Here is a 17,866-nt window from a genome sequence, read left to right as displayed (position 1 = left end):
GCAAAACTGTAATTTCAGCAAAGTTAATCCTATTTTTTTGCTATAATACATAATATTAAAGCCTTTTATTGAATATTACTTTTTTATTTCAAGAAAACTTAATTAAACGTTTACAATATGATGATTTTACTAAAAACTTTTTATCATTCACTTTATGATTTTTTATAAATTCTAAATTTCAATTTTCTATATATTATATTACTGAATATTTTATCATTTTTAATTGACAGTGTTCAGAAACTATAGTATATTTAGGAGCAAATACTAAAAACTATGACAGGAAAGAGTAAACATACCTATGCTTTAAAGAGAGTGGGACTAGGTGAAAACCCATAAGCTAAGTCTGTTGAAAATCATCCTAGAGTTGCAAGCTGAACTAGCTAGTAAGCCGCGCCGGTGTAAGCCGTTATCTTAATCAAGTATAATGTTAGGCAATATGGAAATTTAGTCTATTTTCATGGTATTGTTTAGCTAATAAATTTGGGTGGTACCGCGAGCAGATTTCGCCCCATTATTGGGAGAGATCTGTTTTTTGTTTTCGTAAAAATCTAATATTCTGAATTGGGGGTATTATAATGTCAAAAACAAACTATAGAAGTAAAGAAATAACAGAAGGAGTAGCTCGTGCACCTCACCGTTCCTTACTATATGCCATGGGGTATTTGCCTGAAGATTTAGAAAAGCCTCTAGTTGCAGTTGTAAATTCACATAACGAAATAGTTCCTGGCCATTTTCACTTAAATGAAATAGTTCAGTCTGTAAAATTAGGGATTAGTGCCAGCGGAGGAACTCCTATTGAGTTTCCCTGTATAGGCATTTGTGATGGAATTTCAATGAATCATAGTGGCATGAAATATCCTCTTTCTAGCAGAGAACTAATTGCAGATTCTATAGAAGTCATGGCAATGGCCCATAAATTTGATGCTCTTGTTTTAGTTGGAAATTGTGACAAAACTGTACCTGGAATGTTAATGGCCGCTGCAAGACTTAATATTCCAGCTATCTATATAAGTGGTGGCCCAATGCTTACTGGTAAACATAATGGAAAAGTTATAGATTTAGTACATGGTGCCTTCGAAGCAGTAGGTGCTTACGCTGAAGGCAAAATAGCCGAAGAAGAACTGGTAGAAATCGAAGAAAATTCTTGTCCTACTTGCGGAAGCTGCTCCGGCATGTTTACTGCTAATACTATGAATTGCTTAGCAGAAGCTTTAGGAATGGCTCTTCCTGGCAATGGAACTATCCCAGCCCCTTACGGAAAGAGAAGACAGCTTGCAAAAAAAGCTGGTATGAAAATAGTGGAGCTTGTTAAAAATAATATTCGTCCTAGAGATATTCTTACGCTAAAAGCTTTCAAAAATGCAGTAGCTGTAGATATGGCTATTGGTGGTTCAAGTAATACTACTCTTCACCTCTTAGCTATTGCAGCTGAAGCCAAAGTTGAACTAAACTTAGAGCACTTTGATTTAATAAGTAGAAAAGTACCAAATATAGCAAAATTGAGCCCTTCCGGTATGCACAGCATTGAAGACCTAAATGAAGCTGGTGGCATTTCTGCAATACTAAAAGTGCTCGCAGAAGGTAACCTGATTTCTACTGACACCATCACTGTCACAGGAGAAACTTTAGGGGAAAATATAAAAGACACAAAGATACTTAACAGCTCTGTAATTAGACCTTTAGATAATCCTTATTACAGCGAAGGAGGTATTGCAATATTAAATGGCAACTTGGCTCCTGATGGAGCAGTTATTAAGCAATCCGGTGTAGAGCCAGAAATGTTTCATCATAGAGGCCCTGCTAGGGTATTTGATTCAGAAGAAGAAGCCTTTGAAGCAATTATAAAAAGGGAAATAAAGGCTGGTGATGTTGTGGTAATTAGATATGAAGGGCCTAAAGGTTGTCCTGGCATGAGAGAAATGTTAAGTCCCACTGCCGCAATTATTGGAATGGGTCTCCAAAAATCTGTAGCTTTAATTACTGATGGACGTTTCTCCGGAGGCACAAGAGGCCCCTGTATTGGTCATGTCTCTCCGGAAGCTTCCGAAGGAGGACCTATTGCAATACTAGAAAATGGTGATATGATACAGATAGACTTACCAAGCAGGGTTTTAAAGGTAGAACTCTCTGAAGAAGAGATAAATAGCCGTTTATCTAATTGGACACAACCACCTTGTAAAGCAGAGGAAGGTACTTATCTTTATCGTTATAGTAAACTTGTTACTTCAGCTAGTACTGGAGCCGTATTAAAAAAATAGTTTATATAGACTTACTTAGCATAATAAAAGCACTAGTAAGTATTATTCAATCTTGATAATATCTACTAGTGCTTTTTTATTTAGCTTAAACCTAATCCTTTTCTCTTTTCATTAATATGTGCCTCTATGTTATTAGCAACCTCAACAGGATCATCACCAAGAGCTATTTTACCACCTGTCATTCCTTCAACGTCTTCAGTAAGAAGTTTTACAGCTTTAGGAGCTCCTGTTAAAAATGGGGTTGGAGACAGGTGAGTGTAAGCACCATAGGCTACAGCAAATACGCCATCTATAGTAGCTTTTTGCTCCATCCATTCCGGTGCAGTTACAGCTATCGGTAACTGAGGTATATCTACGTCTAAATGGTCTGCAAGAGCAGTAACAAGCATAGATATTCTTCCTGTATCAGTACAAGTTCCAAAACTTAATACTGGAGGAATTTTTAATAAATTGCAAACTTCTTTTAATCCATCTCCTGCTATATCTGCTGCTTCTAAACTGCAGAGGCCAGCTACCTCAAGGGCATGGTTTCCACAACCTCCCGCTACTACTAGTATATTTCTCTTTATCAGTTCCTTTGTAAGGTTAACTGTGTTCCAGTCTTGAGGACCGTTTCTTAATGTAGAACAGTTAGCCAAAGCTACTACCCCTTTAATTTTTCCTGCTGAGATTACATCTACTAATGGATCTAGTTTGTTTCCTAAGGCTTGAAGTACTGCCTCTGTAGAAAAGCCTGCAATTGCCTTTTGTGTTATTTTAGGAACCATTGATTCAATTTTTTTATCTTTACGTTTTTTAAAGTTTTCTATTCCAAAGTTAATAAGTTCATTTACCATTTCATCTACCTTATCAGGATGATATGGAATTTTATGTTGCAGTCCTGGTATGTCTATAATAGTGCTTATTGCTACTAATGTTACCTGATACTTTTCAGCATAATGGTCTATTGCAGGAGGTGAACAGTTTTCTTCCATAGCCATAACGTCTACTGTACCAGTGGCAAGCAATGGCTCTATAGTTAACCAGTTTCCCATTAATCCTACGAAAACGTCATCTACGTCAAATCTTTGAAGTAACTCTTGACCAGTTTCTATAGATCCTACTACGCGAAGTCCCTTAGCACCAGCTGCCTTTGCTTTTTCTTGAACTTCAGCTTTTCGTGCCTTTTCTATCATTGCAGCTCCAGCCCATGGTTGATGACCATTAAATACTATATTTACATAGTCCGGGTCCATAATGCCTAAGTCAACGTTTACTTCATGTGGCATTGGAGTTCCAAATAAAATATCTTGAGCCATCTCAAGTCCAATTTGAGCATTATATATAGTAGCTAAACCTAATTTTAATGCCTTAGCTGCCAAAGACACATGATTTCCATCTACATTTGTCAAACAGCTTGCTACACAATTTTGTTCTTCATGTAAAACTCCCGCTGGATATAAGTTTAAATCTCTCCAAACCTGTTTTCTTTTTCTTGGTGCAAAGGCCTCTACCATTAGATTTTTATCCTCTGAATCAACTCTCATTTGTTCTTCTAAAACATCTGCAAGCTGAATAGCCATTTTATTTACATCTTGGTTTGTATTAATTCCTAACTTCTCACACATCCATCTAAGTTTATTTTCATCCTTAATTTTAAATGGTGTTTTTCCTTCTCCTGTAGCCTTCAATGTTCTAAAAGCCTCATAGGCATGATGGCTATATGTACCTGCACCCATAACATTTTTCAATACTAGATTTCTTATTGCCATGGCATCTGGTCCTATTCCACAGACACCTTTTTCTTGACCAGTTTTTTCACTAATTCTGCAAGGACCTTGTGAGCATAATTGACAACTTAAACCTTGAAGACAAAATTTACATCTGATTTTTTCTTGTAGTGCCCATCTATCGAATGCATTTGACATTCCATCCTCTCTTATTCTTTTCAGCATTTCCTCTACAGAATCGTGGTAACTTACTCGCCCTTCTGTTCTTTCTAATATGGTTTCACTCATTATTTTACCTCCAATACTTACATTTTCAAGATAAGTTTTCTCTAAAGAATTGAAAAATATTCATAGAGTACCATATTCCTAGTACTTGCCTATATAGTCAAGTTACAGTTAAAATTCTCAATTTCCACAGTCACTTAAATAAATGATACAGATATAAAGAATATAATAAAAACTATTAACATAGTTATTATTATTAGAAAATAAATTAGTAGTTTTCTATAACTCTTAAATTCCATCCTCTAAATCTTTATTTATAACATATGAAATAAATCCCACTATATAAACTACTGATATTTAGAGTTGGGAACATTTTAAACAAAAAATAAAATACATAGGAGTTTTTATATGAGAAGAGACAGGTTTTTGAAAAATTCACTTTTATTAATTTCTTCTAATCTAATTACCGGGGTTTTTGGGTTTATATTTTCTATAATACTGTCCCGTGAATTAGGTGCAGAGGGTATGGGACTATATGGCTTAGTAATGCCTATATATGACTTGTTTATATGTCTTATTTCTGGTGGAATGGTTACAGCTATTTCAACCATAGCTGCAATTTATTTTGCAAAGGATGATTTTAGAAATTTAAATAGATCTATAGATATATCTCTGCTATTTGATTCTGTATGGTCTTTGATTGTTGTATCCTTTGTCTTTGTTAATGCTTCTTTTATAAGTAACTATATAATTAAGGACACTAGAACTTTACACGCCATACAGGTTATGTGTCCTGCTATGATTTTTATAGCTCTTTCTTCTGTTTTAAAAGGGTATTTTTATGGTACCTCTAATATTAAAATTCCAGCTTTTATAGATATATTGGAAAAACTGCTGAGAATAATATTTATCGTGACAATTATAAACGTTTTTGCACTAAAAGGTGTAAAAAGCACAGTAACTGCCGCCTATATAACTCTAGCCATAGGGGAATTATCTAGTTTTATTCTGCTTTACTTTTACTTTAAGGTTAAACAAAGAAGCTATCGTTTTGTTTTTTCCGCTCCAGAGGACAGGCTTCAATTGCTGTTTAACATATTGATTATATCCTTTCCTCTTTGCTTAAATGGATTTTTATCTACCGCTTTATCAACGGTATCTGCTTTAATAGTTCCAAGAAGACTAGTAAGCTCTGGTATAGAATATAGTGTTGCTTTATCTATGATAGGAAAATTCAAAGGAATGTCTTTAACTATAATTTTCTTTCCTATGATTATAGTTAACTCTATATCCACAGTGCTTATACCAGATCTTTCAGAAAAGCTAAGTAAAAAAAATTATTGGGAAGCAGAAACGAGAATACTTCAGGTTATTAAAATTGCCTTTTTACTAGGAGTTGCTACAATGATAATTTGTCTCAGTATCCCGGATTCCTTAGGTCAGTTATTCTATAATAGAACTGATTTAGGCTCTTATATAAAGTTTTCTGCCTTAGCAGCCCCTATTACTTTCGTATCTGCCACTACTTTTGGTATACTTAATGGTCTTGGAAAACAAAGTGTTATCCTACGAAATTCAGTAATTGTTTCTATATTTGAGCTTATACTTTTATTTATACTCACAGGAATTTCCTGGATAAATATTTATGGATATGGAATAACCTTAATAATAACCTCTTTTGCATTGCTACTATTAAACATGCATGAGATAAAAAAAATATTCAACATAAATATTACTGCCTATGAAATTATGATATACGTCCTTTTAGCTATTCTTTTATATTTTGTACTAGCTATACTTAATACTTTAATACCTTCCAACTTATTTGTAATTAAGAATTTTATTATAATTGGCTTAGGTTTTTTCCTATCCTTTATATTTATAATATTTGTGGCCAAAAATAACTTTAGTTAAAATGAAATATTAGTAACTAGACAAAAGGACCAAGGCTTTATGCTCTTGGTCTTTTACCATTAGAAATATAATAAAAATTTAAATTCTTGCTAATTGCCTTGTCCAAAACCTCAATGAAGTTTGCATAACAGGCCCAATAAAGAAAATTGTAATAAATGTTCCAAGTGCAACAGGCCCTCCTATGAACCATCCAACTGCTAAAGCCATTATCTCAAGTAGAGTTCTTGATAACCTGACAGAAATAGAAAACTTTTTAGATATAAATAAAGTCATACCATCTCTTGGACCTGCCCCTATTTTAGAAGATACATACATTCCAGAACCAGTTCCCATTAATATAGTCCCTAATACTAGTAATACTGTCCTTTGTACTACTCCTGTGAAGGAAGGGATTAGATTTAAACCCAAGATACTATTTACAAAAAATCCAACTAATACTATATTTAATATGCTCCAAATAGCTGGTCTTTCCTTTTCAAAATAAGCTGTCATTAAAACCATAATAATTCCTACTATTTGAATCCATCTTCCTATAGATAAATTAACTAATCTGTTTAAACCAATATGCAAAACATCCCAGGTGGGAACACCTAAGTTTGCTTTGATTACAGCAGAAACTCCTAATGCCAAAATAAATATTCCTAGTACGAATAGTATTAATCTGAAAGTAAAATTTGCTGCATTTTTTTCTACCATTTTGTCACTCCTAATCTAAATTTTTCATCATCTTTTCCAAAACCCTGTTAAAGACCTCTAGTTCATTTGTATCAATGCCATCTATAGACTCTGCTTGTATATCATTTTCAACTTCCTTCCATATTCCAAACATCCTAGAAGCTTTTTCCGTTAGTTTTATGTGTTTTTCTCTCTTATCAACTCCCTCTTCACGAATTACTAATCCACTCTTTTCCATCCTAATTAACGTCCTAGTAATAGTTGGTGCTTCTACATTTAGGTATCGACTGAGCTGAATTTGTGTGCATTGTTTTCTTTCATGTAAATATAATACAATCGCCCATTGTGAACTATGTAACCCAAGGGGATTAATTTTTTCATTTAATTTCTTAGTAAAGCTTCGAGCTAATTGGTTTATTTTATGGCCGTATATTATCAATTGTACGCCTCCTTCATATACTTACTTAAGTAATTGTTACCTAGGTAAGTATATCTCATAAATCAATAATAATCAAGTATTATAAGTAAACATTGTTGAATTTTAAAAAGAAGCTTTATGGTCACTTTTCAGAATGATGCATAACTTTTTTCAATACTAGATCGCTTATACATTTTATCTTCCAATAATTGTTGTAAAACTTTAATATGTCCTATAAAATAGCATTGTTATTAAAATAACAAAACACTTGAAAGGATGACTATTTATGCTAAAAATTTTACTAGGTATTACCTTAATTATCGGAATTATTTTTACAGTAACCCTTGCCAGAGACTATATTAGAAAGTCTAAAGAAGGAACTCTTGAGAAAGGAAGCTTTCTAATTTCAGGAATTATTGGGATTATTGCAAACTTTTTTGACACCTTAGGCGTTGGAAGTTTCGCTATTGAAACATCTCTCTTTAAAAACTTAAAACTTGTAGATGATAAAAAAATTCCTGGTACCCTTAATGTAGGAGCTACAATCCCTACTATTGTAGAAGCACTTATTTTTCTAACAGTGGTAGAGGTTGAGCCTGTTACACTTATATGTATGATTCTTGCCGCAATTGCCGGTGCTTTAGTAGGTGCAGGAATTATATCTAAACTTAATGAAAAAGCTGTACAAGCATCCATGGGTATCGCTTTAATTGCCATAGCATTTTTAATGGTTGCGGGTCTACTAAATCTTTTCCCTGTTGGTGGTAACGCTATTGGACTTACAGGAACAAAACTTGTGATAGGAATGGTTGGTAACTTTATTTTTGGTGGTCTTAATACTCTGGGAGTTGGTTTATATGCCCCATGTATGGCATTAATATTTGCACTTGGAATGGATCCTAAGATTGCCTTCCCTATAATGATGGGATCTGGGGCTTTATTACTACCATTTGCATCCTTTAAATTCATAAAGTCAGAAACTCATTCTACTAAAACTTCTACTGCTATTAATATATGTGGTCCTATAGGAGTTTTAATAGCCGCTTATCTTGTTAAGACTTTACCGCTTAACACATTAAAATGGCTAGTAGTTTGTGTTGTATTATACACATCCTTTACTATGTTTAAATCCTTTATGGCGAAAAAAGAAACAAGAGAACTTAATCAATCAGCATAGATATAAAGAGAGATACGGCAAAACTTACCCAAAATATGATATGCCACCTATATATAGGTGGCATATTTTTATTATCAAACAAACATTTTTTGAAGTAATCCCTTCTTAAACTTTTTTAGTTGTTCTAGCTTTTTCTGCTCCTTATAAATCTTTTCTTCAATTTGAAAAAGGATATCAGCAATTTTTTGTTGTTCCTCTATAGCCGGAATACTGACTTTGAATCCTGTTAATGCACTCTTTTGAATGTTGGGCAATCCAGAACCTACCCGTAACGCCATAATACTCGGTTCGTAAAACTTTAAATATTGATATAAATACTCATTATAAATGCTTTTTGAGAGTCCTTCTAAAGTATAGCAATGCCCTCCACTCCAAAACTTTTTCACATTGAATTTTACATACCCACAGGATGCTCCACCTTCACTAATAGAAATAGTATTCTCCTTGGTATTCCAATTTTCTGTATATCCTGAAGGTTCAATACCACCGTTTAAGGCATAGTATTCACCATTACTTAATAAATCTAGTTTATTAAGCTGCTCTCCCTTATTTATGCTGCATATATCGCCTAAAATTTTTACCTCCCACTTTGGATAACTTTCTCCATCTTCATCCTTAAATCTTACCTTCTGCAAAAAAATCTTCTGCATAATGCCCTTTTTATACTCTTGTAGTGTTTCAACTTTCTTTTTTTGTTTCTCTATTTTTTTATCAACTAATAGAAAAAGGGAGGCAATCCTTTCCTGTTCTTTAATATTAGGAGCTTTTACTGGTATTATTTTTACCGATTCAGCATTTAGCTTAGGCTGTGCTGTTCCTGTATTATATGGGATATAGTTTATCAGTTCCAAATAATATTTTAGAAAATCAATATTAAAGTCATCTTTAGGTTTAAAAATATGTGCATGATTATTTACCCAAAACTTACCGGATGTTTTATACACTAACGGAGCATTTCTCGTAACTATATTGGCTCCATCTTCACCTAATAACAAATATTCACCTTCAAAGATAAAATCATTTATATAGTCTATAATTCCAGTAGCTCCATAGTAAGCATACGGTCCACTAGTTCTTTCCTGTTCTTTAACTGGTTTTCTTTTATTATCATAAAATTCTACAACATTCCCTAAGGAATAAGTTTTCCATTCGCTGTTAAACTCAGGAAACCTTAATTTAGGCGTCTTACTCATCTTATGCACCTCCTTATATTCCTAATTGCCTTAAAAGCAACTCTAGTTGACTGTCAATGCCCTTAATTTCCTCATCAAGTTTTTCAACCTCAGCCTTAACCTTTTTCACATCAATAGGCTCTTCTTCTTCAGAGGTATCTACATATCTTGGAATATTTAAATTATAGTCATTTTGCTCAATTTCTTTTAAAGTTGCAACATAGGAATATTTATCAACCACTTTCCTTTCTGCATAAGTTAAAAGTATTTTTTCCACATCTTCATCCCTAAGCAAATTCTGGTTTTTACCCTTCTCAAAGTTGCTAGAGGCATCTATAAACAAAACATTTTCACTATTTTCACGACATTTTTTAAATACTAAAATTACTGTTGGTATTGATGTACCAAAAAATATGTTAGAAGGCAATCCAATTACAGTATCCAAATAATTTTTTTCTATTAAATACTTTCTAATAATTCCTTCAGATGCTCCTCTAAATAGCACACCATGAGGTAGCACTACAGCCATTGTTCCCTTATCATCTAACTGGTAAATCATGTGCTGAATAAATGCATAGTCTGCTTTGGATTTCGGCGCTAATTTTCCATAGGCACTAAATCTTTCATCATCCAAAAATTTATCGTCAGCACTCCAATTTGCTGAGTAAGGAGGATTTGCTACGATAGCATCAAATCTCAGTTCTATATGTCTTGGGTGCTCTAAGGTATCATCGTTTCTAATATCAAAATTTTGATAAGATACATCATGAAGCAGCATATTCATACGAGCTAAATTGTAGGTTGTGGAAGTTAGTTCCTGTCCATAGAATTTACGTACCTTTGCCTCCTTTGCAACTCTTAAAAGCAGAGAACCAGAACCGCAGGCTGGGTCATACACATTCTTTAAGTCTTTTTTCCCTACTGTAACCAGCTTTGCTAATATTTTAGACACCTGTTGTGGCGTATAGAATTCTCCTGCTTTCTTTCCCGCATTTGCAGCAAATTGAGATATAAGAAATTCATAGGCATCTCCAAGTACATCAATTTCTGTATCCTCATGACTAAAAGGTATCTCTGCTATGTTTCCCATAACCTTTGCAATAAGTTTTGAACGGCTTTTAACATCTCTTCCAAGCTTAGTAGAGGTTAAATCCATGTCATCAAATAAGTGATCAAAATCCTCTTGACTCTCTTGGCCTATAGTAGATTCTGTAATATCATTTACAGCACCTTGAAGCATTTCGATGTCAAAATTCCCCTCTTCAATAGCTTTCTTTAAAGAGGAAAATAAGTATTTTGGTTCAATGAAATATCCAATTTGGCTTAGTAACTCCTCTTGAAGGGCCTCTCTATATTCATCATTTTCCCAAGCTTCTATATAGGAAATATTGTCCTCAGCTAGAAGACTTTCCGCTCTTCCTTCTACTTTTTCTGAAAGATATCGATAGAATATAAGTCCTAATATATAATTTTTAAATTCATTAGCCTCCATATTACCTCTTAAATCATTTGCAATTGCCCATAATCTTGTATGCAAATTTGATTGCTGCTCCTGCTGCTTTTCACTTACTGTCATTATTGTTCCTCCTTTAGTTTATTAACTGTTGAATTTTTTTCTAGTTATTACGCCACTACTTCTTCAATATTCAAGAATCATGAATTAATTGATTTAATACTACAAGTAATCTTAACTATTCGTACTTCTCAACATGCTCCACAATAAAATCCTTTATTTTTTTTAGGATCTTTCTCTTTTTCAATAGAGGAGCTATAACCTTATCGCTTATTTCTTCATGGTTTAATAATCCACTATACTCATACTCTGCTATATGTTCTTTTATTAAATCCGAATCTAATCCTACTTCATGAGAAAACTGATTAATCTCCTCTTTTCTTTTTATATCTTCAAATTCACTATAAGCTTCATCTATAGAATCTTCTGCTGTAAGATTAGGCACTACTTTGTGTAAAAAGGATTTTAATAAATCCACCTTTAATCTTAATTCCTGGTTATCTGCTCTATCCAGTTCAGTGATAATATGACTAATATCTTTTTCCATTTTCTCTTTATCATCAATATTAATATTTCTTATTAGATTCATTATGTAGCTAACGTTAATCTTGTCTGTATGCATAAGTTCAATTCCGAAATCAATATCTGACAAAATAGAAACTTTATCATCTTCGCTACGTCTTACAGAATCATAAATTAAAAAATATTTGCTTTTAAAATCTTGATATTTTTGCTCACTAATACCTAGATTTTCTTCTGTAAACTTAAAGTTTGTAAAGGTCTGTAATTTCAGAAGAACTTTAGATAGTTCTCTAAAGGCTATTATAAAATTTTTCTTTTCTTCCTCTCCTTTAAGTGAATCAACATCGCTTGGATTTGATACAATTTTGTATAATTTCTTTAACTCTTCATCAAATATATTTAAATAGTAATCATAACTTTCCATTAGTACTGTATCTGTATTTTCAGTTTGGGAAAATAGGCATATAGCATCATCAGTATTTTTCTTTAGATTTCTATAGCATACTATATTCCCATAGGGTTTTGTAGATTTTTCAACTCTATTTGTTCTTGAAAAAGCTTGAAGTAAATCATGATACTTTAAATTTTTATCTACATATAAAGTGTTTAGTGTCTTGCTATCAAAGCCAGTTAAAAACATATTGACTACTATCAATACATCAATCTGGGCTGTTTTCACCCTTTTAGATACATCTGCAAAGTAGCTTGAAAAAACATCTGTTGAATAGTTTGTGTCGAAAATACCATTGTAGTGCTGAATCATTCTTTCTAAACTATCTCTGGAATGTTCATCCATGCCTTCACTTTCTTCATTTGCACTGAAGGTAAATATACCTGCTATCCTTAAATCAGAATCTAGTTCGTTAAATTTATCATAGTATTTGATAAGAGCTTTAATACTTTCAACGGTAAGTATTGCTGTGTACTCTTTATTTCTCGTCTTTAAGGAATGATTTTTAATAATGTGATTTACTATTAATGAAATACGTTCCTCACTCATGTACACTTCATTAGTATCAATAGTTTTAACCCTAGTATCATCTTCCTCATCAAATTGTCCATCAAAGGTTTTAACATACTCAATAGAGAATCCTAGAACATTTCCATCGCTTATAGCATCTTTAATAAGGTAGCTATGAAGACATTTTTCAAACAAATCTGCTGTAACTCTGCCATCCTGGCTCTTATTTTCCTCAAAACGAGGTGTTCCTGTAAAGCCGAAATATTGTGCATTTTTAAAGTGCTTGTTTATGGCTTTATGCATATCTCCAAATTGTGATCTATGACATTCATCTATTATAAAAATTACTTTTTCATTCTTATATTTTTCCATAATAGATTGATATTGTGCTGAATTTATTGCATTTGACATCTTCTGTATAGTGGTTACTATCAACGATTTGGTGATATCCCTTATTTGATTTATAAGGGTACTTGTCTTATCTGTTGTATCTACAGAATTCTCCTCAAATTTATTAAATTCAGCAATAGTTTGGCTGTCTAAGTCCTTACGATCTACAAGAAAAAATACTTTATTTATACTAGGTTCGTTAGCTAAAATTTGACTGGCCTTAAAAGAAGTTAGGGTTTTACCACTTCCAGTTGTATGCCATATATACCCGTTATTGTTAGTTTCAAAGGCTCTTTTTACAAGAGCTTCCACAGCAAATATTTGATATGGCCTCATCACCATTAGTATCTTTTCCGTATCATTTAGTACCATATATCTTGCAACAACTTTTGATATATGACATTTCTCTAAAAAGGTTAACGCAAAATCCTTTAGGTTGCTGATTCTTATATTATTTTCATCAGTCCAGAAAAAGGTATGACTATACAGAAGTTCTCTATCAGTATTGGCAAAATACTTTGTATCAACGCCATTACTTACAACAAAAACTTGAATATATCTATATAGTCCTTGATAAGAATGTTTTCTATAACGTTCTATTTGATTAAATGCCTCTTTTAAATCCAATCCCCTACGTTTTAATTCTATTTGAATAAGAGGTAATCCATTAATTAATAAAGTTACATCATAACGATTAGTATATTTACCAACTACTGTAGTTTGGGCAGCAACTTGAAATCTATTTTGACACCATGATTTTGTGTCAAAAAATTCAATATATACTTCTGAACCATCTTCACGTTCTAGTATAAATTTATCTCTTAATATCTTTGCACTTTGAAATACACTCTTACCTTCTAGCTGCCTAAGTACTCTTTCAAACTCCTTATCTGTAAAGGGTATTCCATTTAAACTTTTCTCATTATGCTTATATAACTGAATTCTAAAATTTTTAGTTAATTCTTCTTCATTAACTATACTAACTTTGTCATATCCTTGATTTACCAATTGATCTACTAATTGTTTTTCTAACTCAGCCTCACTTTGGTATGCCACCTTACCTCTCTCCTTATCTATAAGACTTATATTACAATTTTATTATAGCATTATTAGATTATCAATAAATACAATTGCAGACTTATATAATAGCTTATTTATGTACAAAATACGACAAATATTACTGTTTTTCTATTTATAAAATGAAGCAAATGCTGTAGAATATAAATAAATAGATAATAATTAAATAAAGGATTGATTCAATGGATTATAAAAATATTACTCTAGAATTACTTGTTGAAAATATGGGTATATTTAAAATGCTTTATGACATTGTGAGAATAATAGATCCTGTAAAGAAACAGGTTTTAGACTTATCTTCTGGAAAACTAAGCCCTCTATCTTCTTGCCACTGTCTGTGGAATAAAAATAAAGCCTGCAATAATTGTGTCTCTATAAGAGCTTATAATGAAAATAAGTCCTTTGATAAAGTAGATTATGATGGGAAAAAGTTATATATGCTTACAGCTATCCCTGTAGATATAAGGAATAGAAGAGTCGTAATTGAACTATTAAAGGATGTCACCTGTAGTGGCATAATAGAAAAAATAGACAATAAGAACGCAGACACAATCTATAATATAGTAAATAACTTAAACAATTTAATTGTTCAAGATCCACTAACAGAAGTGTTTAATAAAAGGTTCTTAAACGAAAGACTGCCTACGGAGATTAAACTAAGCTCTGAAAATAAAGAACCTTTATCAATAATAATGATTGATTTAGATTATTTTAAAAAAGTAAATGATACTTATGGACATGTACTAGGTGATAGGATTCTCAAGGCTGCTGCTAGATCTTTTTCAAACTGTATAAGGAAAAATTCTGACTGGATTGCTCGTTATGGAGGTGAAGAGTTTATTGTATGTTTAAAAAATACAAATATAGATACTGCAGTTAAGGTTGCTGAAAGAATGCGAAAAACACTAGAAACCATAGAAATATGCTGGGAAAATAAAAAAATTCATATCACTGCCAGCTTCGGCATTAAGACCATATTGGGTCAAAATATTGATGTAGATAGCTTTTTGAATGAAGCAGATATAAAGCTCTATGAAGCTAAAAAAGGCGGAAGAAACAAAGTTGTATTTTAAGATAACAGCGATTATATAAATATAAAAGGTTGACGATAACTTTCGTTATCATCAACCTTTCTTATCTTATTCTCTTCATGACAAAACCAGGAATTAGTCTTACTAGCTTTCGAGGCATAGTTTCTAAATCTTCTTTTCTTATTCCTCCAGTAATCATCAATGCTACCAGGTAAGCAAGCATTCCTATAATGATAGAAACCGTCGTTAGTATCACGTTAACCACATACCCTTTAGTAACTAATCCAAGGAAACCACCAATCTCATAACGTACAATAAAGATTATGGCAGCCATGATAGCTGACGCAATAACCGGTTTAACAGAATGCCTTAGAAGTCCTAGTCTTACTCCTAGGGATTTTATTATTATTCTATGATTTAGAATTATTGGAATTGCAAAGCCTATCACACTTCCACCAACAGCTCCTAATATATTTACACTTGGAATTGCTATTAAAAAATAATTAGCAATAATCTTACAAACTATACCTAACACTGAATACAAGGTTGCAGTATAAAGCTTTCCTATGCTTTGAAGAATTGTAGTCTGAATCTGCATAACAGACATCAATATAAGTACAATAGATCCATATGCCATAATGTAGGATCCTCCTCCAAATTTAAGCATTTGGAATACTGGATCACTTAAAACAGCCAGTCCAACGGCACAAGGTACTGCAATTAGAAAGCAAAGCTTAAGCGAATAGTTAATATTACCTTTTACTCTATCTCTATCCCCAACAGCAACTGCTGCAGATATTGCCGGTAAAATAGCCATAGATAATGAAGATATAATAGCTATTGGCACATTCAATAACTGTTGATATTTAGTTAAAAACCCATATAGTATTGTAGCCTGAACTTCAGGTACTCCCCCTGCCATAAGTCTAACCTTTGTATTATACAAATCTACTATGTTACCAGCATAGGTCATTCCTACAGAAACAGTTATAGGAATTCCATATTTTATTATTCTTCTTACTAATGCTTTAGTAGTAAGTCTTCTGTTATCCTCATTTAGGTATCCTTTAGGGACTCTAAAGGTTTTGTTTCTTTCATAGTAGAATATTAAGAAAGTTGCAGAGGCAAGGGCTCCTAGTGAAGTACCTATCGGCGGTCCAGCATAGCTAGCTTCTACACCATATTTTAAGAGGTATAGAGCAAAAATCAGTCCAAAAACAGTATTTGTTACCTGCTCTATAACCTGCGAAACTGCTGTAGGAGTCATATTTCCTCTTCCTTGAAAATATCCTCTATAAGCAGAAGCAATTGATGTAAATAAAACTGCCGGTGCTAGTGTCAAAATTGGCAAATAGGCCTTATTATAATGGACAGCTCTTGCTAAAGGTTCTGCAAAAATAAGCAGCAAGCTAGCCATCAAAATCCCTATAGCTAGCAGAATAAATCTTGCTATTTTAAAGCCTTTTACAGCATCTTTATAATTTCTTACCGCAGTAAGTTCTGAAATAAGCTTAGATATGGCTACTGGTATACCAGAATTCGTTAAAACAAACACAAAAGCATATACTTGGTAAGAAGCGCCATATATTCCATACCCTTCATCGCCTATTATTAATCTCAAAAATGGTATGTAAAGTAAAGATAAAATCTTCACCATCATAGTTGCCGCAGATAATATAGCAAATCCTCTGGTGGTTGATTGTTCCTTCATAATAAAAACTCCCTATACACAACCTTAATAGTGCATGATATTATAACATATGACTTTCATACACTATTATATCACTAATATTAATTTTCTATATTTACTACCTTTAAAGCATCTGTTCTTGAGAAATTTTAAAACTTATCAAATAGATCCTTTTTGATCTTTTTGAGTACTGGTGGCAACGCTGCTGCAATAGTTTTATTTTCCATATAAGCTAGCTTTTCCGGACAATCCTTAAAAATTAGTTTATATGCATATAAGAACTGGTAGTTTAATCCATACTTATTTACAAAAAAGCTATTTGACTTAGCTGTTCCATATTTACTGTCTCCTACAATAGGATTGCCTAAATGACTTAAGTGAGCTCTTAATTGATGACTTCTTCCTGTTAATAATTCTAATTCTACTAATGAAAAGGTTCCAATACTCTTAATAGTTTTAACATCTGTAGATATTTTCTTAGTATTTTTTCTTGGTTCTTCAAAAACCTTAGAGATATTCTCTCCTTCATCTTTAGATATATAAGCCTCATATAGGCCATCTTTAATTCTTCCGCTTACTACAGCTTGATAATACTTTTCTATTTTTCTTTCTCTTATCATTTCATTTAATAACTTTAGAGCCTCAAAATTCTTTCCAAAAATTACAATACCAGAAGTATTTCTATCTAATCTATTACAAGGTGCTGGTATGAAAGTTATTTCACTTTCTGGTCTGTAATCACCCTTATCAAATAAATAAGAGAGCACATAATCAGTAAGAGTAGGAGCTCCATTCTTTCTATCAGAGTGTACTAAAACTCCTGGCCACTTTTCTACTAAAAGCATATTATCATCTTCGTAAATCACTTTTAAAAATTCATTTTCTATTCTGTTGAACTTTTCCTTCTTTTGTTCTGTAACTATTTCTCTAGTCTCCAGTATGTCACCTTCCTCTAAAGAGTACTTTTCTTTTGCTTTTTTTCCATTAATTTTTACATCGCCTTTTCTAATACTCTTATATATAGCACTTAAAGGTACGTCCTTAAGCCACTTTCTTAAAAATTTATCTAATCTCTGACCTGCTTCATTTGGTCCTATCTCTATTCTCATTAAATCCACTCCTATATTTATTAAT

Annotated in this window: 12 protein-coding genes and 1 other annotated feature; of the genes, 4 read left to right on the top strand and 8 right to left on the bottom strand. The window is 32.5% G+C overall.

Features of this window, described 5'->3' with window-relative positions; translation table 11 throughout:
• The first annotated feature begins 264 nt into the window (after window positions 1-264).
• Window positions 265-514 (top strand) — a binding site (T-box leader).
• Window positions 515-575: 61 nt separating this feature from the next.
• Window positions 576-2,258 carry a dihydroxy-acid dehydratase gene (ilvD, locus tag N4T77_RS12145; protein ID WP_261672069.1) on the top strand — a complete coding sequence of 561 codons (1,683 nt, stop codon included), beginning with the start codon at window positions 576-578 and terminating at the stop codon, window positions 2,256-2,258.
• Window positions 2,259-2,338: 80 nt separating this feature from the next.
• On the opposite strand, the gene cooS is transcribed toward ilvD, so the two are convergent.
• Window positions 2,339-4,255: an anaerobic carbon-monoxide dehydrogenase catalytic subunit gene (gene cooS / locus N4T77_RS12140; protein ID WP_261672068.1), complete on the bottom strand. Its 1,917-nt coding sequence runs from the start codon at window positions 4,253-4,255 to the stop codon at window positions 2,339-2,341.
• A 345-nt stretch (window positions 4,256-4,600) separates the two neighbouring features.
• Between cooS and spoVB the strand changes: the two genes are divergently transcribed.
• Complete coding sequence (gene spoVB, locus N4T77_RS12135) at window positions 4,601-6,106, top strand: stage V sporulation protein B (protein WP_261672067.1); 1,506 nt, start codon at window positions 4,601-4,603, stop codon at window positions 6,104-6,106.
• A 78-nt stretch (window positions 6,107-6,184) separates the two neighbouring features.
• Here spoVB and N4T77_RS12130 read toward each other — a convergent pair whose 3' ends face one another.
• Complete coding sequence (locus N4T77_RS12130) at window positions 6,185-6,802, bottom strand: YitT family protein (RefSeq protein WP_261672066.1); 618 nt, start codon at window positions 6,800-6,802, stop codon at window positions 6,185-6,187.
• A 10-nt stretch (window positions 6,803-6,812) separates the two neighbouring features.
• Complete coding sequence (locus N4T77_RS12125) at window positions 6,813-7,220, bottom strand: MarR family winged helix-turn-helix transcriptional regulator (protein ID WP_261672065.1); 408 nt, start codon at window positions 7,218-7,220, stop codon at window positions 6,813-6,815.
• Window positions 7,221-7,485: 265 nt separating this feature from the next.
• Here N4T77_RS12125 and N4T77_RS12120 point away from each other — a divergent pair, with 265 nt between their 5' ends.
• Window positions 7,486-8,376: a sulfite exporter TauE/SafE family protein gene (locus N4T77_RS12120; RefSeq protein WP_261672064.1), complete on the top strand. Its 891-nt coding sequence runs from the start codon at window positions 7,486-7,488 to the stop codon at window positions 8,374-8,376.
• 74 nt (window positions 8,377-8,450) lie between these two features.
• Here N4T77_RS12120 and N4T77_RS12115 read toward each other — a convergent pair whose 3' ends face one another.
• The 3 genes from N4T77_RS12115 to N4T77_RS12105 all read right to left on the bottom strand — a co-directional run bounded on the left by N4T77_RS12115 (window position 8,451) and on the right by N4T77_RS12105 (window position 13,990).
• Entirely contained in the window at window positions 8,451-9,569 is a 1,119-nt protein-coding gene (locus N4T77_RS12115; RefSeq protein ID WP_261672063.1) for a restriction endonuclease subunit S, read from the bottom strand.
• Between the two features lie 13 nt (window positions 9,570-9,582).
• The gene (locus N4T77_RS12110) at window positions 9,583-11,124 is read right to left on the bottom strand and encodes a type I restriction-modification system subunit M (protein ID WP_261672062.1); all 1,542 of its coding nucleotides are present in this window, start codon (window positions 11,122-11,124) and stop codon (window positions 9,583-9,585) included.
• A gap of 115 nt (window positions 11,125-11,239) precedes the next feature.
• Window positions 11,240-13,990, bottom strand: a complete 2,751-nt coding sequence (locus N4T77_RS12105; RefSeq protein WP_261672061.1) for a type I restriction endonuclease subunit R — start codon at window positions 13,988-13,990, stop codon at window positions 11,240-11,242.
• A gap of 203 nt (window positions 13,991-14,193) precedes the next feature.
• Here N4T77_RS12105 and N4T77_RS12100 point away from each other — a divergent pair, with 203 nt between their 5' ends.
• Window positions 14,194-15,084, top strand: a complete 891-nt coding sequence (locus N4T77_RS12100; protein ID WP_261672060.1) for a GGDEF domain-containing protein — start codon at window positions 14,194-14,196, stop codon at window positions 15,082-15,084.
• Between the two features lie 61 nt (window positions 15,085-15,145).
• Here the strand turns inward: N4T77_RS12100 and N4T77_RS12095 are convergent, their stop codons facing one another.
• Both N4T77_RS12095 and N4T77_RS12090 read right to left on the bottom strand, forming a co-directional pair.
• Entirely contained in the window at window positions 15,146-16,753 is a 1,608-nt protein-coding gene (locus tag N4T77_RS12095) for a polysaccharide biosynthesis protein (RefSeq protein WP_261672059.1), read from the bottom strand.
• 128 nt (window positions 16,754-16,881) lie between these two features.
• Window positions 16,882-17,841, bottom strand: coding sequence for an RluA family pseudouridine synthase (locus N4T77_RS12090; RefSeq protein WP_261672058.1), 960 nt, complete (start codon window positions 17,839-17,841; stop codon window positions 16,882-16,884).
• Window positions 17,842-17,866 lie beyond the last annotated feature (25 nt).

Origin of the sequence: Clostridium sp. CX1 (genome assembly GCF_025398335.1) — a bacterium.
Lineage (GTDB): Bacteria > Bacillota > Clostridia > Clostridiales > Clostridiaceae > Clostridium_AM > Clostridium_AM tanneri.
This window is presented reverse-complemented; position numbering and strand designations above follow the sequence as displayed.